This window comes from Edwardsiella tarda ATCC 15947 = NBRC 105688, assembly GCF_003113495.2.
Classification (GTDB): Bacteria; Pseudomonadota; Gammaproteobacteria; order Enterobacterales; family Enterobacteriaceae; genus Edwardsiella; species Edwardsiella tarda.
In genome coordinates, this window is record NZ_CP084506.1 from 1,495,942 (window position 1) to 1,517,368 (window position 21,427).

Annotated in this window: 16 protein-coding genes and 2 pseudogenes; 13 read left to right on the forward strand and 5 right to left on the reverse strand. The window is 55.1% G+C overall.

Translation table 11 applies throughout. The annotated features are described in order from the left end of the window. Positions 1 to 14: 14 nt before the first annotated feature. The 4 genes from DCL27_RS06935 to DCL27_RS06950 are packed head-to-tail and all read left to right on the forward strand — an operon-like array spanning position 15 to position 3,016. Complete coding sequence (locus DCL27_RS06935) at positions 15 to 701, forward strand: precorrin-3B C(17)-methyltransferase (RefSeq protein ID WP_005286966.1); 687 nt, start codon at positions 15 to 17, stop codon at positions 699 to 701. Next, positions 698 to 1,483, forward strand: a complete 786-nt coding sequence (locus DCL27_RS06940; protein WP_005286963.1) for a cobalt-precorrin-6A reductase — start codon at positions 698 to 700, stop codon at positions 1,481 to 1,483. The genes DCL27_RS06935 and DCL27_RS06940 overlap by 4 nt, the downstream gene beginning before the upstream one ends. A 10-nt stretch (positions 1,484 to 1,493) precedes the next feature. Beyond that, positions 1,494 to 2,288, forward strand: a complete 795-nt coding sequence (gene cbiK, locus DCL27_RS06945; RefSeq protein WP_005286960.1) for a sirohydrochlorin cobaltochelatase — start codon at positions 1,494 to 1,496, stop codon at positions 2,286 to 2,288. Further along, positions 2,285 to 3,016 (forward strand): cobalt-factor II C(20)-methyltransferase, encoded by a 732-nt coding sequence (locus DCL27_RS06950; RefSeq protein ID WP_109691541.1) that lies wholly within the window; start codon positions 2,285 to 2,287, stop codon positions 3,014 to 3,016. Before cbiK ends, DCL27_RS06950 begins: the two co-directional genes overlap by 4 nt. 299 nt (positions 3,017 to 3,315) lie before the next feature. Here DCL27_RS06950 and DCL27_RS06960 read toward each other — a convergent pair whose 3' ends face one another. Together DCL27_RS06960 and DCL27_RS06965 are read right to left on the reverse strand one after the other, a co-directional pair. Continuing rightward, entirely contained in the window at positions 3,316 to 3,720 is a 405-nt protein-coding gene (locus DCL27_RS06960; protein ID WP_035601281.1) for a PPC domain-containing protein, read from the reverse strand. 175 nt (positions 3,721 to 3,895) lie between these two features. After that, the gene (locus DCL27_RS06965; protein ID WP_005286951.1) at positions 3,896 to 4,834 is read right to left on the reverse strand and encodes an ATP-grasp fold amidoligase family protein; all 939 of its coding nucleotides are present in this window, start codon (positions 4,832 to 4,834) and stop codon (positions 3,896 to 3,898) included. A gap of 423 nt (positions 4,835 to 5,257) precedes the next feature. Here DCL27_RS06965 and DCL27_RS06970 point away from each other — a divergent pair. From DCL27_RS06970 to DCL27_RS06995, 6 genes and pseudogenes are all read left to right on the forward strand, one after another. Beyond that, a pseudogene (locus DCL27_RS06970) lies at positions 5,258 to 5,686 on the forward strand (transposase); the annotation flags it as partial. Positions 5,687 to 5,701: 15 nt separating this feature from the next. Next, positions 5,702 to 6,049: a hypothetical protein gene (locus DCL27_RS06975; protein ID WP_005286944.1), complete on the forward strand. Its 348-nt coding sequence runs from the start codon at positions 5,702 to 5,704 to the stop codon at positions 6,047 to 6,049. Positions 6,050 to 6,152: 103 nt separating this feature from the next. After that, positions 6,153 to 7,121, forward strand: a complete 969-nt coding sequence (locus tag DCL27_RS06980; protein ID WP_098143116.1) for a LysR family transcriptional regulator — start codon at positions 6,153 to 6,155, stop codon at positions 7,119 to 7,121. Positions 7,122 to 7,843: 722 nt separating this feature from the next. Continuing rightward, entirely contained in the window at positions 7,844 to 10,825 is a 2,982-nt protein-coding gene (locus DCL27_RS06985; protein ID WP_109691540.1) for a ZirU family protein, read from the forward strand. A gap of 154 nt (positions 10,826 to 10,979) precedes the next feature. Continuing rightward, positions 10,980 to 11,675, forward strand: coding sequence for a ZirU family protein (locus DCL27_RS06990; RefSeq protein ID WP_223931138.1), 696 nt, complete (start codon positions 10,980 to 10,982; stop codon positions 11,673 to 11,675). 186 nt (positions 11,676 to 11,861) lie between these two features. Then, entirely contained in the window at positions 11,862 to 13,205 is a 1,344-nt protein-coding gene (locus DCL27_RS06995; RefSeq protein ID WP_223931137.1) for an invasin domain 3-containing protein, read from the forward strand. A gap of 357 nt (positions 13,206 to 13,562) precedes the next feature. Here DCL27_RS06995 and DCL27_RS07000 read toward each other — a convergent pair whose 3' ends face one another. Next, positions 13,563 to 14,366 carry a DeoR family transcriptional regulator gene (locus DCL27_RS07000; RefSeq protein WP_005286922.1) on the reverse strand — a complete coding sequence of 268 codons (804 nt, stop codon included), beginning with the start codon at positions 14,364 to 14,366 and terminating at the stop codon, positions 13,563 to 13,565. Between the two features lie 339 nt (positions 14,367 to 14,705). Here DCL27_RS07000 and rbsK point away from each other — a divergent pair, with 339 nt between their 5' ends. The 3 genes from rbsK to DCL27_RS07015 are packed head-to-tail and all read left to right on the forward strand — an operon-like array spanning position 14,706 to position 17,996. Next, a complete protein-coding gene (rbsK, locus tag DCL27_RS07005) occupies positions 14,706 to 15,626 on the forward strand; it encodes a ribokinase (protein ID WP_035600957.1) in 921 nt (306 codons plus the stop codon). Positions 15,627 to 15,654: 28 nt separating this feature from the next. Then, positions 15,655 to 16,983 (forward strand): L-fucose:H+ symporter permease, encoded by a 1,329-nt coding sequence (gene fucP / locus DCL27_RS07010; protein ID WP_047059683.1) that lies wholly within the window; start codon positions 15,655 to 15,657, stop codon positions 16,981 to 16,983. Continuing rightward, positions 16,983 to 17,996 (forward strand): aldose 1-epimerase family protein, encoded by a 1,014-nt coding sequence (locus DCL27_RS07015; protein WP_005286913.1) that lies wholly within the window; start codon positions 16,983 to 16,985, stop codon positions 17,994 to 17,996. The genes fucP and DCL27_RS07015 overlap by 1 nt, the downstream gene beginning before the upstream one ends. Before the next feature lie 102 nt (positions 17,997 to 18,098). Here DCL27_RS07015 and DCL27_RS07020 read toward each other — a convergent pair whose 3' ends face one another. Further along, positions 18,099 to 20,180: a TonB-dependent receptor family protein gene (locus DCL27_RS07020; protein WP_035599081.1), complete on the reverse strand. Its 2,082-nt coding sequence runs from the start codon at positions 20,178 to 20,180 to the stop codon at positions 18,099 to 18,101. Between the two features lie 86 nt (positions 20,181 to 20,266). Continuing rightward, positions 20,267 to 21,408: pseudogene (locus DCL27_RS07025) on the reverse strand (ABC transporter substrate-binding protein). Positions 21,409 to 21,427 lie beyond the last annotated feature (19 nt).

Sequence of the window (21,427 nt, forward strand, 5' to 3'; positions counted from 1 at the left end):
CCGGATCACAGGCCATGATGACCCAGGAGGCCATCGAGGCGTTACAGGCGGCGGAGATCGTCGTCGGCTACAAGACCTATACCCACCTGGTGAAGGCCTTTACCGGCGATAAGCAGGTGATCAAGACCGGCATGTGTAAGGAGATCGAGCGTTGCCAGGCGGCGATCGATCTGGCGCAGGCCGGCCATCATGTCGCGCTGATCAGCAGCGGTGATGCCGGGATCTATGGCATGGCGGGGTTGGTGCTCGAACTGGTCGCTAAGCAGCGGCGCGATCTGGAGGTGCGCCTCATTCCTGGCATGACCGCCAGTATCGCCGCCGCCGCTCTGCTTGGCGCACCGTTGATGCATGACTTCTGTCATATCAGCCTCAGCGATCTCTTGACCCCCTGGCCGGTGATCGAAAAACGCATCGTCGCCGCCGGGGAGGCGGACTTCGTCATCTGCTTCTACAACCCGCGCAGCCGAGGGCGGGAAGGGCATCTGGCGCGCGCGTTTGCGCTACTCGCCGCCAGCAAGCCGGCACAGACGCCGGTCGGGGTGGTGAAGTCCGCCGGGCGGAAGAAGCAGGAGAAGTGGCTGACCACCCTGGGCGAGATGGACTTCACGCCGGTGGATATGACGAGCCTGGTGATCGTCGGCAACAAGGCGACCTACGTGCAGGATGGCCTGATGATCACGCCGCGCGGGTACACGCTGTGACGGCGGGCGAGGTGCTGGTCATCGGCGGCACCAGCGACGCCCGGGCGTTGTGCCAACAACTGGATGCGGCGGGGGTGAACTATACCCTGTCGGTGGCGACACCGACGGGCGGGGCGTTGGCCGCAGGGCTCCTCGGCCAGGTGCGCTGTGGCCGCATGGAGCGCGCGCAGATGGAGGCCTGGCTACGGGCGAACGGTACACGCTGGGTGATCGATGCCTCGCACCCCTATGCCGAGCTGGTGAGCCGCAACATCGGCGCGGCCTGCCAGGCGCTGGGCGTGACGTTGACCCGCTACCAGCGGCCGACACAGCTCAGCGCGCTGACGCACCCATTGCTCCATCGTGCGGCGGATATCGAGGCGGCCTGCGCGCTGGCGCGGCCTTTAGGCCAACGGGTGTTGCTGACCACCGGCAGCAAGGATCTGGCGCGTTGGTGCGCCGGCCTGCCGGAGAAGACCTTGCTGGCCCGGGTGTTGCCGCTGCCCGAGGTGGTGGCGCAATGCGCCGCGCTCGGCCTGGGCGTCGGGCAGATCTTCGCGTTGTGCGGCCCCTTCGACGCAGCGTTTAATGCCGCCTTCTATCGCCACTGCCGCGCCGACGTGGTGATCAGCAAAGACTCCGGCGCGGAGGGCGGCTACCAGGAGAAGGTGCTGCCTTGCCTCGATGCCGGTATCCCTTGCATCGTCGTGAGCCGCCCAACCCCGCCGGTGACGGGGGAAACCGTATTGGACAGTCCGTCCGCATTTCAACAGCGTTTGGCGCGCTGGTTGGCCGAGAATTAAGGAGTATCAGATGAAAAAGGCGCTGCTGGTGGTGAGTTTCGGAACCAGTTATCACGAGACCGGCGAGAAGAATATTGTGGCCTGCGAACGCGATCTGGCGGCCAGTTGCCCCGATCGGGAGCTGTTTCGGGCCTTCACCTCCGGGATGATCATTCGCAAGCTCCGCGAGCGGGATGGGCTGGCGATCGATACCCCCTTACAGGCGTTGCAAAGGCTGGCGCAGCAAGGCTACCAGGATGTGGCGATCCAGTCGCTGCACATCATCAACGGCGATGAGTACGAGAAGATCGTGCGCGAGGTCCAGATTATGCGCCCCTTGTTCGCGCGTCTCACCCTGGGCGGGCCGTTGCTGAGCAGCCATGCGGATTATCAACAGTTGATGCAGGCGTTGCGTCAACAGATACCGACGCTGGCGGCACGCGAGCGGGTGGTGTTTATGGGCCACGGCGCCAGTCATCACGCCTTCGCGGCCTATGCCTGCCTCGACCACATGATGACGGCGCAGGGCTTCCCCGGCCGGGTCGGCGCGGTAGAAAGCTACCCGGAGGTCGAAGTGTTGATCGCGAGTCTACGCCACGCGGGGATCGAGGCGGTGCATCTGATGCCGCTGATGCTGGTCGCCGGCGATCACGCAATCAATGACATGGCCTCCGACCAGGCGGACTCGTGGAAAACGCGCTTCAATGCGGCGGGTATCCCGGCGACGCCATGGCTGAGTGGCTTGGGCGAGAATCCGGCGGTTCGGGCGATGTTTGTCGCACATCTGCAGCAGGCGCTCAATGGCGGCATGGAGGCGGCGGCATGACGGGCAGACTGTACGCCCTGAGTACGGGGCCGGGGGCCGCCGATCTGGTCACCGTGCGCGCCGCGCGTCTCCTCGCCACGCTGGATGTCCTCTATGCCCCGGCGGGACGGCGCAGCGGCGACAGCTTAGCGCTCTCCATCGTGCGGGAGTATCTCACGCCGCAGACCGAGATCCGTTGCCGCCACTTCCCGATGAGCGGCGACAGTGCGGAGAAGGAGGCGGCATGGGGTGGCATCGCCGCCGAGCTGATTCAGGCGGTCGAGGCCGGGCAGCGCGTCGGCTTTATCACTCTCGGTGATGCCATGCTGTTCAGCACCTGGGTCTTCCTGCTCCAGCGTATCGGCAGCCCCGCGTGGCTGGAGATCGTACCCGGCGTGACCTCGTTCGCCGCCATCGCCGCGCGGGCGCAAACGCCGCTGGCGATGGAGCAACAGTCGCTGGCGGTGATCGCCTGTACCGCGCCGGAGGCGGAGATCATCCAGGCGTTGCAGCAGCATGACAGCCTGGTACTGATGAAGGTCTATGGCCGTTTTGCCCGCATTAAGGCGTTGCTGGCGCAGGCCGGACTACTGGAGTGCGCGTTGATGATGGCCGAGGCGACCCTCCCCGGCGAGCGCTGCTGGCGCCATCTGGATGAGGTCGACGAGGAACAGCCGCTGGCCTACTTCTCGACCATCCTGGTCAATAAACGCTGGCGGCAGACGCGATGCGATACGAATACTCAATGAGGCGCGGGTCATGCGGCGCGGGGGGCGTTATGCCTGCTGGCAGCAGCGCCACCGGCGTTGGCAATGCACATCATGGAGGGTTTCTTGCCGCCGATGTGGGCGCTGGCCTGGTGGCTGCTGTTTTTACCTTGTCGCTGGCGGCGATGGGGCGCTCGCTAGCGGCGGTGCTGCCGGAGTGGCCTGACGGGCGCCTGCGGCGAATGGCGCAGGCGAGGTTGGCGAGCGTCTCCGCCAGTGGCTCTGGGCGCAAAGCCGTTGACGCGCGCGGGCGGAGCATGGGTCCACGGATGCGGTGGCGGTTAGTTCGTTATTTGCAGATTGAAACGATAGGGCTTCTGCTCATGGCGTCGCGCCTCCGCACGGCTCTGTAAGACGCGAATCTCATACTTCCCACTGGCGGGTAAGGTGTAGCGACCTTGGTTATCCAGGGCCGACGAGTATTTCCCTAAGTCGATCGAATCGTCGATCCCCGGTCCGAATAGCACCGCATCGACCGTCTCCTTGGACAGGGTGAGACGCAGGTGTTGATCTTTGTTGGCGCGGAAGACATAGCTATCGTAATCGTACCCCTTGATGCGGCCAGAGTAATGCGCGCTGTCCTGTCCCCGGGGGAATTCGACGTTGATCTGCTTGCCGGCGGCGTAGGTGGTACTGCCGAGGGTGGAGAGCAGTAAGCTGAGTGCGGCGATGGCTGTGCGGTTCATGTACGGTGATCTCCTTAGTGCGGATAGGGGGCGATGTTAGCGCGAACGCGGTGCGCGGTTTAAGCGGATTTTTCTGGTAACTTCGTGGGGCGGGAGGGCTTTCCCCCCGCCGGGAGAGGCGTTGCGGCGGTCACCTGGGCCGCCACGGCCGATCCCATCAGCCGGGCGACGTCATCTATCGTGCCGTTCGCTTGCTCTCGGGATGGATCTGTTGCTGCCACGCCGCCCCGAAACGGTAGTCAAACTCCGCGGGGAAGAAGCGCATCCGCCCGGCGTAGGGCGTAAAGGTGAATTCGCTGAAGTAAATATCGTCACCGACTACAAACCAATCCATCCGGCAATAATCGAAGTCGGCGGTCAGTTGGCGTGAGAGAGCCAGCATTTCGTCGAGCTTGGCGGGCTTACTGATACGCGGATCGAGATTGTTGGGGTAATGGGTTTGGCGATAGCCTACACGAACATCTTGGCGTTGCCAGTTTTCATCATAAATATTGACCGACTCCCGCCCCCGGCTATCACTAAAATCGACTTCGATAAACTTAGGCTGACCCGAGAAACAATGTACCCGAAATAGTTCGGGAGTAATATCTTGATCGCGCTGAGCAAAGACATCCAAGTATTTCTCACAGATTATTCTCGGAGTTATATTTTTATAGTGTCTTTCGCGCGTGGTTACATACATATTGCGAGATAAGTAAAAGTTTATTTTTGCACGCGCGCCGGCTATGTCGAACCGTGCTTTATCGGTGCAGACGATGGCGCTGGCGCTATCGTGCGAACATTTAATCACGAATTTCTGCGGCAGCGTATTAAAATCGATATGATCGAAGGCGGAATATACTCCTAACGTCGCTACCACATACTTTTCGCCGATCTGTTGACGAATGAAATCACGGGCGATGACCTTGTCAGCCAGCTCCGTAAAGCGTTTATTTCTATCGAAAATCATACGGAATATGATTTTTTCATTGAACGTCTGCGGTGGTGAGAGTTGTAGCTCTCGGCCAAAATCATCATAAAAGCGCTTGGCTTTAAATCGTCTATCGCTTTGTAACCAGGCGCGTAATACTTTTAGGCGATACTCAACCCTTTTTAACAGCCATTTATTTTTCATGGCGAATTTCCCTTGTCTAAAAACAATGCCGCAGAGTGTTATTTGTCGTTGCTGTACGAGTAATTGTGTGATTTATGTGCGGCATAAATAATACCTATTTTTTGCCTTGAAAAATAAATGCCAGGTAAACGGGATAGCACTTTATGATAATTTCTATTTTGAATTATAACTTCGGTTACTGTGTATTGTGCCGGATGTGGGGCATCTGGTTGCGCTATCGGATTATGGTATATCGACAATAATCCCTACGCTCATACGGTAGATTGTTTCATCCAAAAGAAAAAAAGGATATGGGGATTTCCCAACCAATCAAACCACTCACAACGATTGGGCGCTCGTTGGCCATGATAAAGAGAGCGCGAGTGAGTTAGTGAAATCACGCCGTCCTATCGATGATCGGACTTATCTCGACAACATTGCCGGGCACTGAACAATGTTATCGATGCTGAGGCTTTCCTGGGACTGATCCGGCAGACCCTGCGAAAAATCAGGCCAGCGGCGGCGGAGGCTGATTACGACACCCGGTGGTGTCACGATGAACTGCGGCGTAAGAACATCTGCCCCCTCATCCCTCCTCGAAAGGGGGCAGGTGATTGGCCGGGTGAGTATGCAGATCGTAATCGCGCTGTTGCGCATCAGCGGCCGAGTGAGAACGATGTACGCTGGAAAGGGACAATAGATGATAACCGGCGGTCGATAGCGGAAACGGTGATGTACCGCGTCAAACAACGGTTCGGTGGTTCATTGACACTACGGGATGATGATGCACAGCTTGCAGAGGCGTGGGCCATGATGTGTGCGCTGAATAAAATGATGAAGGCAGGAATACCAGAGAGCGAGCGTATTGACTGACAGCAGCAACCTGCAATGGGGATACTTATCCTAACTCTGATTTATTTAACCAAGCCAGCCTCTGCCATGTGCGTCAATGTCGTGGATCCAGAAAATCTCTTTTGCCAAATCGCTGTCGATGGTTTTAATGGTCATGATGGTCGCTCTGCTTTAGTCGTGACGATTTATCGTCCCACTGTGCTACAAGATGCAGGAGGCGACGATCCCATTAACAATGGCCCCCTAGATGTGGTTACACCAATGCGTGATAGCAAAGCCTCTGTCATTGTGAGGGTTGAGTATAAGCATATTTTTCACCATTTATTCAATGTTCTTCTTTTTATCATACTCAGAATAAAATTTATCTGTTTATGTTTGATATAACATTATGGCATTGTCTTGAATTTTTAATTATTTTGTACCATATTGTTTTGTAGAGATAACTATAGCAGAATGTATAGTTTCAAACCATAGGGTGATTTTTATCATGAAAGATTTACTTAAATTGAATGATATGATTATTATTCAGGAGTTGGCTAAAACAGGAAGCGTGTCTTTAGCTGCAGTAAACTTAGGGTTAGCCCAAGCCAATATGAGCCGAATGTTGCATCAGTTAGAGTCAAGAATCGGTGTTAAAATATTCGATCGTGATGCTCGCCCATTACGTCTGACTACATTTGGTCATGATATTTTACCTCATATAGATCGAGTCTTAGCTAATAATGAGTTGCTCAAGTTATATATTCACAATCATAAAAAATCCCCTGGAGGAGTAGTTAACATTCATCTTCCTATCTTTGCACAAACTCTATTGAGTCTGGATTTTATTCCAAGATTTAGTCAAGAGCATCAAGATATAAAGCTTGTTTTCACTACAAGATCAATTGCCAGTAAAGAATATTTTGAGGGTGTGAAATACCCAAAGGATTGCGATATATTAATAACATTTACCTCACCTACTGATGAAAATCTTATTGCTCGTAAGCTTCTTACTATGGAGTTGTCGATCTGTGCGAGCAAGGATTTTATAGCAGATAAAAAAATATCAACATTGCAAGATCTACAACTTTATCCATGGGTTTTACAACAGGCGTGGCTTAATGATGATTATTGTAATCCAATCTCATTGGTAAATAAAAAGACTGATGAAAAAACAAGTATTGTGACGCAAGGAAGTATTGTTTGTGATAATTTTCTTTCTGCTATTCATATAGCTACCCATGGCATGGGTTTTGTTCTTGTGCCTAAATACATTCATGTGAATTATCCAGTTGGTTCTCAGCTTGTGCCAGTTCTCATGGGTGATTACTCTATTAACCTAGATATTTTTATGGTGTATAGAAAACGCGAACTACAACCATACCGGCTTGGTTTAGTCGTTGATGCTATCTTTAATAACGTCACGGGATTATATCAACAATATAAAGATAGTCAGAGGAGTGAGGGTGGTTCATAAAAATAATATCACATGTGGTCCGAGAGTAATTAATTCAATTTAATAACGTGCGAGTAAGTCATATCTTTATTTATATGTCGTGACTATGGCATTTTTGATATAGTAATATATCGTTATGATTTCTAGCTATTGTAATTGCAAACTATATAGAATGGAGGTGAGCAAAGGTATTAATCTATTAATGGTTTGGTGAATATGAATTGGAATAACTCGTCATTACTCTTGTTTGCCATTTTAGCATTGCTATTAGTTAGTGTTGTTGAGCTTTCTTTTAATGTTTTTTATTATTATATGCATATATTTTCTATGTAGTCAGCATTTCCATGCTTTAGCTGGAGAGCAGAACTTAACTTAGTCGATGGCATTTCTCATGATTTAATTGATGGCGATATAAAATGAATTAATCTTTTATTTCGATCATCTAAGAGTTATTGCCATCCAGTCGCCAGTTGTATTTTTACTCATAATCTCTTGATTGTCTAGATGAGTTAATATGTGTGCTACTAGTATAGCTCTGCTATTTTTAGTTTTTTGTCGATTTATAACTAATGTGCTATATCCTTAGCATCAAATAGCATGGTAATCCATGCTCGGATATAGTTAATCCTCACCTCAAACACGGCTCTTATTAAAACAGTTCATGTGTCCTGTTGAACTACTTGAGTATGGTGGATGTGGAAAGTGCTAAGTTATTTTTATTGGTAAATTGAGGGTTTGATAAAATGTTTGGGAAGCCCCATTTAGAATGGAATTCGCCAGCGCGTCGTAGTGATTTTATTGCCTGGGCAAATATCTTGATCCAATTGTTTATTCCTTGTGGTATTGCTTTTACGCCGGCTTTCGCTAATGCACCAACCTCTAAGAGCGTTAATCCTATTGTATCCACAGAGCCCTACCGATTGGGGCCTGGTGAAACTCTGGAGAGTGTGGCAAAAAAGTACCATCTATCCGTTGATAAACTTAAACAAATCAACCAATACCGAATACATTCTAAGCCATATGAGGCGTTAACGGTTGGGGATGAATTGGATGTTCCACGTAAACACTCTCCGTTTTTAGAGAGTGCTCAGCCTGAGGCATCGACATCAAGCCTATTAGGTTCTCACTTGGTAACAGGAGCTACCTTGTTATCCAGTGATGATGTGGCTAGATCTGCCGCGCGATTAGTTCGTAGTTCTATGAACAATGAAATTAATAATTCTGTTCAACAGTGGTTGAATCAATTCGGTTCTGCCCAAGTCCAGTTGAACATGAATGACGACTTCCAGCTGGATGGTAGCGCGATTGATGTTTTGTTTCCCATCTATGATAGCCAGACAAATACTTTGTTTACTCAGCTAGGTGGACGTAACAAGGATAGCCGCAATACGTTTAACCTTGGCGTCGGCCTCAGAACCTTCCAGGATAACTGGATGTTCGGTATGAATGTTTTTTTTGATAACGACCTGACGGGTAAAAATCGCCGAATAGGTGCGGGGATTGAAGCGTGGATGGATTACCTAAAGCTATCAGCCAATGGATATTTTGGTCTGACCGGTTGGAATCAATCGCGTTCTTTTCCAGATTATAATGAACGCCCTGCTCATGGTTATGATTTGCGTGCCGAGGCTTATTTCCCCTCACACCCTCAACTTGGCGGAAAATTGGTGTATGAACAGTATCGTGGCGATGATGTCGCGCTATTTGGTAACGCTAATCGCCAAAAGGATCCGTATGCTATTACAGCCGGCGTGAATTATACACCGTTTCCTCTGTTGACCGTTGGTGCAGAGCATCGTACAGGGAAAGGCGGTAGTAATGATAGCCGGATTCAGATCCAACTGAACTATCGGTTTGGTGAGTCTTGGCTGGCTCATATCACGCCCACCTTCGTGGCAGCTAATCGAACACTAATGGGGAGTCGATACGACTTAGTAGAGCGTAATAATCAAATCATTTTGGATTATCAGAAGCAGGAGTTGATACATATCGTTTTACCGGAGCAGCAAGCCGGTGAGTCGATCTCTTCCCTAACAGTGAATGCGCAAGTACGGGCGAAATATGGACTTGAGCGGATTGACTGGAGTAGTGCAGATCTCATTGCCGCAGGAGGGACATTGGTGCAGGTTGCACCACAGACAATAACGATAACACTGCCATCTTATCAGTCAAGCCGTAATAGTAATGTGTATACATTGAGTGCGGTGGCTTATGACAGGCAGGGAAATGTGTCCCCGCGGGCAACCATGCAAATAGTCGTACTGCCGGAGAAAAACCAAGATATTACAGACCAAGATCTTGCCGATACGGCAGAGATTGTCCGTGAGCAGCTGACGATCACCCGCAATAACGCGCTGGCTAACGGCATCGCAACCAATGCAGTGCAAGCCCGGGTAACGGATGCGCGTGGTAATCCGGTCGCGGGACAGACGGTCAGCTTCACCGCAGACAATGGGGCAGCCATCAACACCACCGCTGAGACCGGTGCCGATGGTGTGGCCACTGCCACCCTGACCAATACCACCGCCGGCACCACGGCCGTCACGGCCGAAGTGAATGATTCACGCCAGACGGTAAACACTACCTTTGTGGCTGATGCGAGCAGCGCGACCCTGATGGAGGGGAGCCTGACGATCACCCGCAATAACGCGCTGGCCAACGGTATCGTGACTAATGCCGTGCAAGCCCGGGTAACGGATGCGCACGGTAATCCGGTTGCGGGACAGACGGTAAACTTCACCGCAGACAATGGGGCAACCATCAACACCACCGCTGAGACCGGTGCCGATGGTGTGGCCATGGCCACCCTGACTAACACGACTGTCGGCACCACGGTCGTCACGGCTGAGGTGAACGGGCAGCGCCAGAGCCAGGATGTGGCCTTCGTCGCCGACCCCAGCTCGCTCCACTTTACCGGGGCCCCGACGGTAACGGGCGACAAGGCCCTGGCCAACGGGAGCGCCGCGGTCGGTGTCGACTTTGTGGTGAAAGATGCTAGCGGCAACGCGGTGGCCAATCGGGAGGTGGTGATCCACACCAATAATGGCGCGCAACCCGATACGGTCACGGTACAGACCGACAGTAACGGGGTGGCCCACATTGCGCTGACCAACACCACCGCCGGCATCACGGTCGTCACGGCTGAGGTGAACGGGCAGACCCAGAGCCAGGATGTGACCTTCGTCGCCGACCCCAGCTCGCTCCATTTCACCGGGAGCCCGACGGTAACGGGCGACAAGGCGCTGGCCAACGGGAGCGCCGCGGTCGGTGTCGACTTTGTAGTGAAAGATGCCAGCGGCAACGCGGTGGCCAATCGGGAGGTGGTGATCCACACCAATAATGGCGCGCAACCCGATACGGTCACGGTACAGACCGACAGTAACGGGGTGGCCCACATTGCGCTGACCAACACCACCGCCGGCATCACGGTCGTCACAGCTGAGGTGAACGGGCAGACCCAGAGCCAGGATGTGACCTTCGTGAGTGTGCTCACCAGGGTGAGTGTGGCGGGATTGGTAAATGGTTATCCCTTGGTTGGGTCTTCGTTGGCCGCAGAGGTCAGGTGTGCAACAGGATGTCCCACCTCACTGACTTACCAATGGCAAATAGAGGATGCCATCAACAGTGGCTCTTACATTGATATCTCAGGAGCAACCTCGCCAACTTACATGCCGCTAGGGGCAGACCAACGACGCCGTATTCAGGTCATCGTGGGGGCGCGATAAGTGTTCGTGCGCTTTGATTGATTGAAAAAAAGATGAAATGTCTCTGCGAAATTATCGCTGAGTATAACAAGAGGAAGGGATGTCTCCTCCTCGCCAATAACACGGGCAGTAACAACCTAATGGTATGAAGTCATTAATGAAAATAGGAATTACGATGTTTAAGAAAAAAGCGCTGTTGGCCCCGGTCATTCTGGCTATTTCCGGAGCGGCATTGGCCGCAACAACGTCAATACCAACCGAAACGGTTAAAGGACGTGCGCCCGTGTATGGCGATGTTGGGATTGTCTTTCGGGATAATGACACTAATGGGGTTGCTAGTGTGGGAGATACGCTTACGGCAAGCGCCAATGCGTTCTCAGATCCAGATGGCGATACCGCGACAACACCGACCTATCAGTGGTACAGCGATGACGCTCCCATTAGTGGTGCAAATAACGCCACTTATACACTGACGAAAGGCGATATTGGCCGTGTTATCAAAGTGGGTGTGATTCCGAATACGGATCCGTCAGTGACCGATCCGGCTACGGGTGCCGAGGTCTTCTCAAGCCACGGTGGCGCCATCGATGGCTCTGACAGTGGTGACGGCACTATCACTATCGATAGCAACGCTGTGGCATCTGTCACTATTAGCGGCATGAGCAGTCCGAATCCGTTGGTGGGTGATACGTTGACCGCAGTCGCGACCTGTACGTCGGGTGATGATTGTACGGCAACGTCTACTATCCGGTGGCAGATTCAGAACGCGAGTGGTACCGGCTGGGATGATATCGCAGGGGCTAACGCGTCGACCTACACCATCCAGAAGGGAGACCAGAAACGTAAGATTCAGGTGGTGGCAACCAAATAACCGTAACAAGCAGGCGTTATTAAGCACAAAACCAGCGAACGCGATTGATACGGTGTGTTGGTCGCGTGAGTGGGGGCAATATCCCCACCAGGCACACTGTCTAGTGGGCCGTATAGGGCAGAATCGCAGCCAAGAGTCGATGCGTTAAGAGCTGCTGTAGAGAATAATCACATGAGAATAACACGTATGACAGGGTATCGCCCGGTCGTTGCGCTGATGCTGGGGTTGCTGCTCGGGCACCCGGCGCGGGCCGCGCTGAATAGCACCGAGACAGTCAGAGGTCGTGCGCCGACGGTCAGCGACGTGGCTATTGTTGCGACGACGGGGAACCCGATGGAGGGGGACACGCTGCAATCCGGCGGTTCAGCCCGGTTTGCAGATGTGGATGGTGACAGCGAGTTTAACAGTCTGAAACAGTGGTATCGCTCAGGCGGTACCACGCCGGTGGCATCAGGGACATCGTACAGACTAACAGCCGGTGATGCCGGTCATACGCTTCAGTTTGGGTATACGCCCGCGACAGACCCGTCAATAACCGACCCGGCGGTCGGCATGGAAGTTCGCTCAGCTGCCTCGGCTGTGGTTCAGGGCCTGCCTGTCGCTGCAGGCTCTGCCTTTGCGGTCAGTACAACCAGTGTTACTGCCAATAACAGCGACAGTATTGCGCTCACCCTGACGTTGAAGGACAGCGGGGGTCGCCCCGTGACCGGTATCGCGACACGTCTCTCCCTGGTGGCGAGTGTGGTCAGCGGATTTAGCGGCGGGGCTCCCGCACTTGTCCAGCCCGCGGAGACCGCACCGGGAAGCGGCATTTACACGGTCAGCGTCAAAAGTGGGAGCGTGGGTACAATAAACGTGACGCCCAAACTTAACGCAGGGGCTCTGTCTGTGACACCCGGTACGCAGCAGATTACATTTGTACCACCAAGAGTCACGGAGGTAAGCCCGGTGGCGAATGCGTACAGTTTTGCAAATAATAGTGGGTTTCCGACAACGGGATTTGCGAATGCAAAATTTAAGGTGAGTCTGAGTGACAATAACCCGACAGCGTACCAGTGGGCGGTGGATGGCAGCAACAATGGTACAGGCTACACCAGCGTCGACACGACGGGGGTCGTCACTCTGAACACGGCACGCAGCGGTCCGCAGGTTATCCAGGTGAAAGATAAAATCAGCGGAACGGTTTTGGCCAGCTACACCTTCACCCTGAATGGATGGTTCACGAACAATGGGAATACTCAGAGGGAGTGGGCGTATGCAAATACTTACTGCTCAACGCGGGGTGGACTGGCCACAAGGGCACAACTGACAAATGGTTCACGTGGTGTTGGAGGTACACGCTCTGTAGGTAATTTGTGGGGTGAGTGGGGGGCTATGGGCAGCCAAGGCTCTGGTTTCCACAGCACCTACTACTGGACGTCTGAGGCCGACGGTCGTTACAACCACTACGTCGTCTACCTGATCCTTGGCAACGTCCTCAGCAGCATCGACAGCAGCTACTACTATGTGTTCTGTCGGCAGGGTCTTTAGCCTTTAGTTTTTATATTTTAATCTTGGTGTTATTGGTTTTGGTTGTACGGGGGTGGCCTAGGAAAAGCCCGGTAGGAGAAGTCAGTCCGGAGACCGTTGAATGGGCCTCGTCGTGAGGACAGAATTTATCTACGGTTCTGGGCTCATTCCATTATTGATGGATTTAATTATACGGCGAGTTTGTCGGCGAACCGCCCCGACGGCACCCTGGCGTCAGGATATGTCATCAGGCATGGGGGCGGTCGGGCGCCAGGGGACGGCGCCGTTGCTTGTCATGCGCCAGGGAGACGCGTTGTTCTCCGCTCGGCGCTTGGCTTAGATCATGGCGACTCACACGCCTGGCGGCGTGCGTGCGAATCACGGCGACTCGCTCTCCGCCTCGGAGTCCGGCGTGATGACGCGCACCCCCGCCGCTCGGCAGCAGGTCGCGTATTCTCCCGGTAGCGCCCTATCGCTGATCAGCAGATCGAAGGCCGCGAGCGGGGCGATGTTGACGGGGGCCACATCGTCGAACAGACCATGGCGTGCCAGCAGGATCTTACGGAGCCCATGATCGATAGCCTTGCGCTTGAGCGCTGCGTCGTCTAGCTCTTGCCAAGTGACACCGTAACGCTCGTCGACGCCATTGGCGGAGATGAAGACCTTACGCGGGTTCAGGGTATCGAGCATCGAGGGGTTGGCGTGGTCATAGAAGGTGTCGTTTCTGGCGCAGTAACGGCCGCCGCAGAGGATGGCCGAGGCTTGCGGCTTCTCCCGGAGCGCCAGGAAGACGGCGTGTGAACAGCAGATCCCGGTAAACGGGATATCATCGGGGATCAGGCTGACCAGGAGCGCCATCTCGGGGCCATTATCAAAGAAAACCAGATCGTTGTCGGCGATCAGCCCGGCGGCCAGAATGGCGATGGGGAGATCGTCCGGATGATGTTGCGACGGCGTGCTCTCTGCTTGAGGAAGCGCTGAGTGGGGGGCATTCATCGCGACGATATAGCCGCCGAGCAGGGCGAGCGGTAGCGGCTGCGGGTGATTATCGGGGCTTAGATCACGGCGGATGGTCATCACCGAGACCTCGAGCATACGTGCCGCATCTTTCAGATGAATGCGATCGGACTTTTGCAGCAAGGCTTGCAGGCGACGGATGCGCTCTTTTTGTTTGGTTTCCATGCGGATTCTCCACGCTCACAGCCAAATGTTTCGCTAGTAACATTTGGCGTGTGAGGGAACAGGCCATTTATGTTTCTACTATAGCGCCGGACAGGATGAAAAAAAAGCCTTGTTGCGGATAAGGTGAATTTATCTATTTGTTATTAAATGACTTTAATCCATCACTTTCTCCCATGCTAACGCGGGATGATCGGCCGATCATCTGACGCAGATCTCACTGTATGTATTCCGTTTTACTCCACGTGACTAATCGAGATCATAGTCACAAATGTTGCTCATGTAACATGATAATGTTTCTTCACTATCATTGTTATCTGGACGTTGTTAAGGAGTAAGAGAATGGATATTGCTGTTATTGGTTCCAACATGGTGGATCTCATCACCTATACCAACCAGATGCCAAAAGAGGGGGAAACGCTAGAGGCGCCGGCATTTAAAATCGGTTGCGGCGGGAAGGGGGCGAATCAGGCGGTGGCGGCCGCCAAGCTGAATTCTAAGGTGATGATGCTGACGAAAGTTGGGGATGATATTTTTGCCGATAATACCATTCGCAATCTCGAATCCTGGGGCATCGATACCAGCTACGTGGAGAAGGTGCCCTGCACCAGCAGCGGCGTGGCGCCAATCTTTGTCAACGCGAACTCCAGTAATAGTATTCTGATTATTAAAGGAGCGAATAAATTCCTCTCCCCAGAGGATATTGATCGGGCGGCGGCGGATTTAAAGAAATGCCAGCTAATCGTGTTGCAATTAGAGGTGCAGCTGGAAACCGTCTATCACGCCATCGAGTTCGGTAAAAAACATGGTATTCAGGTATTACTGAATCCGGCCCCAGCACTGCGCGAATTGGATATGTCCTATGCCTGTAAGTGCGATTTCTTTGTGCCCAATGAGACCGAGTTAGAGATCCTGACCGGTTTGCCGGTGGACACCTATGAGCACACGCGCATCGCGGCCAGAAGCCTGATAGAGAAGGGGCTGAATAATATCATCGTGACCTTGGGCGAGAAGGGCGCGCTCTGGATGACGCGCGAGCAGGAGGTCCATGTTCCGGCGCTCAAGGTGTCTGCGGTGGACACCAGCGGTGCCGGTGATGCCTTTATCGGCTGCTTCGCTCACTATTACGTACAGGAGGGTGATGTGGAGGCGGCGATGAGAAAGGCGGCCTTATTTGCCGCATTCAGTGTGACCGGGAAAGGAACGCAATCTTCTTATCCCAGTATCGAGCAGTTCAATGAGTTTCTGGCGTTGAACGTCTAATATCTCTGTTAATAAGGTAGCATTCATTATGAATAATAAAAGCATCATCCAGATGCCAGATGGCTATCTGAATCGTACCCCGCTGTTTCAATTTATTTTATTATCTTGTCTCTTCCCACTCTGGGGATGTGCGGCGGCACTCAACGATATTCTGATTACGCAGTTTAAAAGTGTTTTTGAATTAAGTAACTTCGCCTCGGCATTAGTGCAGAGCGCCTTCTATGGCGGTTATTTTCTGATTGCCATCCCCGCGTCACTGGTGATTAAGAAAAGCAGCTATAAGGTCGCCATAATGATCGGCCTGGCGTTATATATCGCCGGCTGCTCGCTGTTCTTCCCCGCCTCCCATATGGCGACCTATACGATGTTCTTGGCGGCGATTTTCGCCATCGCCATCGGCTTGAGCTTCCTCGAGACCGCCGCGAACACCTATAGCTCCATGTTGGGGCCCCAGGCGCAGGCTACGCTGCGTCTGAATATCAGCCAGACCTTTTATCCCATCGGGGCGGCGGCCGGGATCCTGCTGGGCAAATACCTGGTGTTCTCCGAGGGCGATAGCCTCGAGAAGCAGATGGCGGGGATGAATGCCGAACAGATCCATGCGTTTAAACTGGCAATGCTGGAGAACACGCTCGAACCGTATAAGTATATGATCATGGTGTTGCTGGTGGTGATGGCGCTGTTTCTGTTGACGCGCTTCCCCAGTTGTAAAGTGGCGCAACAGGCGGGGCGTCCACGCCCTTCAGCGGGCGAGACGCTGCGTTATCTGGCGGCGAACGCCCGTTTCCGCCGCGGTATCGTCGCCCAGTTCCTCTATGTCGGGATGCAGGTCGCGGTCTGGTCCTTCACCATTCGACTGGCGTTGGAGCTGGGTGACATCAACGAACGCGACGCCTCGACCTTTATGGTCTATAGCTTCGCCTGCTTCTTCATCGGCAAGTTTATCGCCAACATTCTGATGACCCGTTTCAACCCGCAAAAGGTGCTGGTGATCTATTCGCTGATCGGCGCCCTGTTGCTGGCCTATGTCGCGCTGGCGCCCAGCTTTAGTGCGGTCTATGTCGCGGTAGCGGTGAGCATTCTGTTTGGCCCCTGCTGGGCGACGATCTATGCCGGCACGCTGGATACCGTGGACAATGAGCATACGGAGATGGCCGGGGCGGTCATCGTGATGGCGATCGTCGGCGCGGCGGTGGTGCCGGCGGTGCAGGGATATGTGGCCGATATGTTCCATTCGTTGCAGCTCTCATTCCTGGTATCGATGCTGTGCTTTGTCTACGTCGGTGTCTATTTCTGGCGTGAGAGCCGGGCAGCGCAGGGCGTGACGGCAGCGGATACGTTACGAGGAGAGGCGTGATGAAAAGCAAAATTCAGTTATGGCGCACACTGTTCAGCGAGCAACCGCGCATCCTGCTGGAAAATGACGATTTTCGTGTAACGGCGTTACGTTATGCCAGCGGCGTCGAAGGGTTACGGGTAGAGAACGGTCGTGGACATCTGCTGATCCTGCCCTGGATGGGGCAGATGATCTGGCAGGCTTGCTTCGACGGACACGATCTGACAATGCGTAACCCGTTCCGTCAACCGCAGCCGGCGCGGCAGGTGGTGGAGACTTACGGCTGTTTCGCCTTCCACTCCGGTCTGCTGGCCAACGGCTGCCCATCGCCGCAGGACGATCATCCGCTACACGGTGAAATGCCTTGTGCGCCGATGGATGAGGCCTGGCTGGAGCTGGATGAGGGTAGCCTGAGCGTCACCGGCAGCTATGAGTATGTGATGGGCTTCGGTCATCACTACCGGGCCCAGCCTACGGTGGTGCTGCATCGAGATAGCGCGTTGTTCGATATCGGCATGCAGGTGACGAACCTCGCGTCGACGCCGATGCCATTACAGTATATGTGTCACATGAACTACGCCTATGTCCCCGGGGCGGTGTTCAGCCAGACGATCCCGGACCAGGCCTGGACGCTGCGTGAGTCGATCCCGGCTCACGTGGTGCCGACGCCGCAGTGGCAACGCTTTATCGAACGGCTGCGCCAGGGAGAGGTGACGCTGAGCGCCTTGGACGATCCATCGTGTTACGACCCTGAGATCGTCTTCTTCGCCGATCGCTTGGATCGTTACGGTGAGCGACAAGAGTTTCGCATGCAGGCAGCGGACGGCACCACCTTTGTCACGCGCTTCTCCAGTCGCGACTTTAACTATGCGACGCGTTGGATCTTGTACAACGGCGATCAGCAGGTGGCCGCTTTCGTCCTGCCGGCGACCTGCCGGCCGGAGGGGGCCTTGGCGGCGCAGCGCAATGGCACCGTGTTGCAGTTGGCCGCGCAGCAGAGCCGTAGCTTCTGGTTGACCACAGGGATCGCCTAAGCGCTCCCACCTGACCTTGCTCATCCCCGCGTTCCCTTGATATCAGGGGAACGCGGGAGGCGCGCTTCCCCCTGCCGGGCAGGGGGCGAGTGACCTAGATGATTAGAAGGTGTAGTCGACGCCCAGCGTGACGGAACGCCCCGGCGCGGGCTGGCGTCCCCAAGGGCTGGTATCGATCCCGCGGTAGTAATAGTCCTTATTCAACAGGTTATTCACGGTGAGGTAGCCGGACAGTTGGCTATCTCGGTCATGATATAGCTGCTGAGTCACCTGAGCGTTCCAGACGGTATAGGCGGGCAGGCGTCCGGCATCGCCCTTCGCCGACTCCTCGCGGCTATTCTCTTTGTCGGAGAAGGCGGCGCTGTAATAGTACGCGGAGAGCGCGAAGGTGGTGTCACGCCACTGGTAACGGCCATCTAGCACCAGCTGGTGGCGGGAGGCATAAGGCATCTGGCGACCGGCGTTGGCGCCGACCAATTGCTGGCTGTCAAGGTAGGCGTAACCGGCGTGCAGTTTCAGCCCATCGAGAAAGGCGGGGGAATAGAAGGCCTCCAGCTCGATGCCTTGATAACGCGCCCGCCCCAGGTTGACGAAGGTGGCGCTGGCGTTGTCGTAGATGATCTTACTGTCCGTGTAGTCGATGCGGTAGTAGTCGGCCTGTAGGCTGAGGGTCGTCCAGGGGGTATAACGCACCCCGGATTCGTAGTTCCACGCTAATTCCGCGCCACGTTGCCCGCCCTTGACGATCTGAGTGACCTGTGGGGCGCGCAGACTCTTCTGGGCGTTGGCATACAGGAACCAGGAGGGGGTCGCCTGATAGCCGAGAGTGATCCCGGGCAGCCACTGTTGATCGCGGTTCTTCACGACCTGGCCGCTTTGATTATCGCGATAGTGTTCGTTGACCTGTTCGAAGCGTATCCCGGGGGTGAGGGTTAGGCTGTCGTCGAATAGCATCACGGCATCGCTGAGGTAGCCAGCCACCCCCTGATTGCGGAATTTCCAATCACGCGTAACCTGATCCGGGCGCGCGCTGGTCAGATAGTGGCGCTGGACCAGATAGTCGATATTTTCATCGATTAAGCGAGCCCCCAGGGTGATCTTCTGGTTGATGGCGCTTCCCCCGTGGTACAGCGTCAGGCGGGGTTCGGTGCCCCAGACCTTGAAGTCGCGCGGCGAGCTTTGTTTGATGTCCGCCGGACGATCCGGCGCCCAGACTAATCCCGGCTGCTGGCTCAGGCCGACGTCGAAACTGCGGTGTGACAGGTGGCCGAACAGCGTCCAGTTGAACTCCCCCGAGTCGAAGGGACCGACCCGATCCAATAGGGTGTTATAGACCGCGCTCAGGCGTTGAGTACGCCCCTGATAACCATCTTGCAGGCGGGTGCTCTGGGTCCGATCCTGTTGGTAATCCGCGCTAGAGAGGGCGCCGGGAAGTTGGGCATCGGCATCGTAGTACTGGTAGGTCAGATTCAGACTGCTGTCATCGTTAATGTTCCACAACCCCTTGATGCGGTAGTTTTGCACGGTTTGTCGGCTGTGCTGACGGAACGCGCTACCCTTGATCAGATTGCCCTCGATCTGGAGGCCGACACGATCATTCAACATACCGCCGCTACTGAGGTAGGTGTCATATAGATTGCGGCCATGGCCCGCCAGCGTCGTGCGCTGTGACATGGTATTCGTCCAACGGAGGGGAATGGGCTTACTGATGATGTTGATCACCCCGCCGACGTTGTTCGGTCCATACTGTACCGCCGCGCCGCCGCGTACTACGTCGATGCGATCGATGGTCTGGAAGGTGACCGGGAACAGGGACAATCCCGTTTGACCATAGGGCGCCAATGCCAGCGGGATGCCATCGAGCAACATCTGCACGTAGCCGCTACGGCTGTCCTGCAGGCCGCGCACGGCGATCTGTGCCAGTATTCCGGTGCCGGTTTCATCTTGAATTTTCACGTTGGGAACGTGCTGCAAGGCGTCATCAATGGAGCGGTTGGCATCCTGTGTCAGCTGTTGGTTACTGATGACGCTACGGCTACCGGGGTAGGTTTTCACCGCCTCGGCGCGCGCATCGCCCAGTAGATTGCCGCTAACGATGACGCGCTCCTCGGCATGGGCGGTACTGAGTCCGGCCAGCAGTAGGGCGACAGCGACGGGGTTGAGAGCGTAGCCAGCTATTTTCATTACTATCCCTTACTTAGTCTAATTATAAAAATGATGAGTGTTTTTATTCTCATTATTGGGCGCACTACGCCGCCAGTTGGCGGCGTTCAGGACGCCGCATCGGCCTGGAGAAAGAACAGGCCATGCACGTCGATACCGGCGAACTGCCGGTACCAAATCTGCAAGTCACGCTGTGGATCGACATCGTGGAAACGCGCCGGGTGGAGGAACTTGGCGATGGCCTCCAGGGCGATGACGTTGAACGGGCTGTCATAGAACTGGTGATACACCGCCATCACCCGCCCCTGGCGGACGGCCGGCAGCGTGTCGAAGCCGCGCCGCGTCAACAGCTGTTGTAGACGTGGGCGGGTGTCGGCCTCACTGGCCTGATAGCCGAGGGGGGACCCGCCAACGACAGGCCGCCGCGCTGGCTCCAGTCGGCGCCACTGAGTAGGTAGTAGTCGGGACGGGCGGCGATCAACTGTTCGCTATTGATGTCGCCGCCGTGCTCGGGAACGCGGTCAGCCAGTAGGTTGCGGCCCCCGGCGGCGCTGATGAAGCGTCCGAAACCGCCGCGACCGAAGACCGCGCAGCAGGTATTACCGGTCATGCCGGCATGGTTTTCGAACACCACGCCGGGGCGCTCGTCGTCAGGGAGAGTGGCGATGCGCTGTTGTACGCGGGCGAGTCGTTGCTGGTAATGTGCGATGAAGCGTTCGGCATTGGCCGACTCACCGAGGGCCTCGCCCAGCAGACGTAGGGAGGGAACGGTGTTATGCAACGGCTGGCGGCGGAAGTCGATGAACAGCGTCGCGATGCCACTACGCGCTAATAGATCCAGGGTGCCACTCTCCCGCAGCCGAGGCAGTAGGCCGAGATCGAAGATGGCCAGATCGGGACGCAGCGGCAGCAGAAACTCGACGCTGAGATCGCTGCGGTAGGGGTTGGCGAACACGGGGATCTGCGCCAGGTGCGGGTAACGCTGGGCGTAGCGGCGCGCCATGTCCGGCGCGCGTCGACGCAGTGAGTCATCCCAGGCGACGATGCCGCGTAGCGGATCGTTGGGGCGCAACAGGCTCATCGCCAGTAACAGACGGCTGTCGCCTAGCACCACGCGCTGTGCGGGCGCATTGAGGGTGACCTGACGTCCGGCCAGATCGGTGAGCGTCAGGGGGGCTGCGCGTAGTGCCGGTACGGCGCACCCCAGCATCAGGGCGAGCAACCAGGGCATGAAAGACATGGGCTTCATAACGGATCTCATGCAGATA

Excerpts from the sequence above, each read along its gene's own strand:
- DCL27_RS06935 (WP_005286966.1), top strand. The coding sequence starts at position 15 with ATGATGACCCAGGAGGCCATCGAGGCGTTACAGGCGGCGGAGATCGTC.
- cbiK (WP_005286960.1), top strand. The coding sequence starts at position 1,494 with ATGAAAAAGGCGCTGCTGGTGGTGAGTTTCGGAACCAGTTATCACGAG.
- DCL27_RS06950 (WP_109691541.1), top strand. The coding sequence starts at position 2,285 with ATGACGGGCAGACTGTACGCCCTGAGTACGGGGCCGGGGGCCGCCGAT.
- DCL27_RS06960 (WP_035601281.1), bottom strand. The coding sequence starts at position 3,720 with ATGAACCGCACAGCCATCGCCGCACTCAGCTTACTGCTCTCCACCCTC.
- DCL27_RS06965 (WP_005286951.1), bottom strand. The coding sequence starts at position 4,834 with ATGAAAAATAAATGGCTGTTAAAAAGGGTTGAGTATCGCCTAAAAGTA.
- DCL27_RS06975 (WP_005286944.1), top strand. The coding sequence starts at position 5,702 with ATGGGGATACTTATCCTAACTCTGATTTATTTAACCAAGCCAGCCTCT.
- DCL27_RS06980 (WP_098143116.1), top strand. The coding sequence starts at position 6,153 with ATGAAAGATTTACTTAAATTGAATGATATGATTATTATTCAGGAGTTG.
- DCL27_RS06985 (WP_109691540.1), top strand. The coding sequence starts at position 7,844 with ATGTTTGGGAAGCCCCATTTAGAATGGAATTCGCCAGCGCGTCGTAGT.
- DCL27_RS06990 (WP_223931138.1), top strand. The coding sequence starts at position 10,980 with ATGTTTAAGAAAAAAGCGCTGTTGGCCCCGGTCATTCTGGCTATTTCC.
- DCL27_RS06995 (WP_223931137.1), top strand. The coding sequence starts at position 11,862 with ATGACAGGGTATCGCCCGGTCGTTGCGCTGATGCTGGGGTTGCTGCTC.
- DCL27_RS07000 (WP_005286922.1), bottom strand. The coding sequence starts at position 14,366 with ATGGAAACCAAACAAAAAGAGCGCATCCGTCGCCTGCAAGCCTTGCTG.
- rbsK (WP_035600957.1), top strand. The coding sequence starts at position 14,706 with ATGGATATTGCTGTTATTGGTTCCAACATGGTGGATCTCATCACCTAT.
- fucP (WP_047059683.1), top strand. The coding sequence starts at position 15,655 with ATGAATAATAAAAGCATCATCCAGATGCCAGATGGCTATCTGAATCGT.
- DCL27_RS07015 (WP_005286913.1), top strand. The coding sequence starts at position 16,983 with ATGAAAAGCAAAATTCAGTTATGGCGCACACTGTTCAGCGAGCAACCG.
- DCL27_RS07020 (WP_035599081.1), bottom strand. The coding sequence starts at position 20,180 with ATGAAAATAGCTGGCTACGCTCTCAACCCCGTCGCTGTCGCCCTACTG.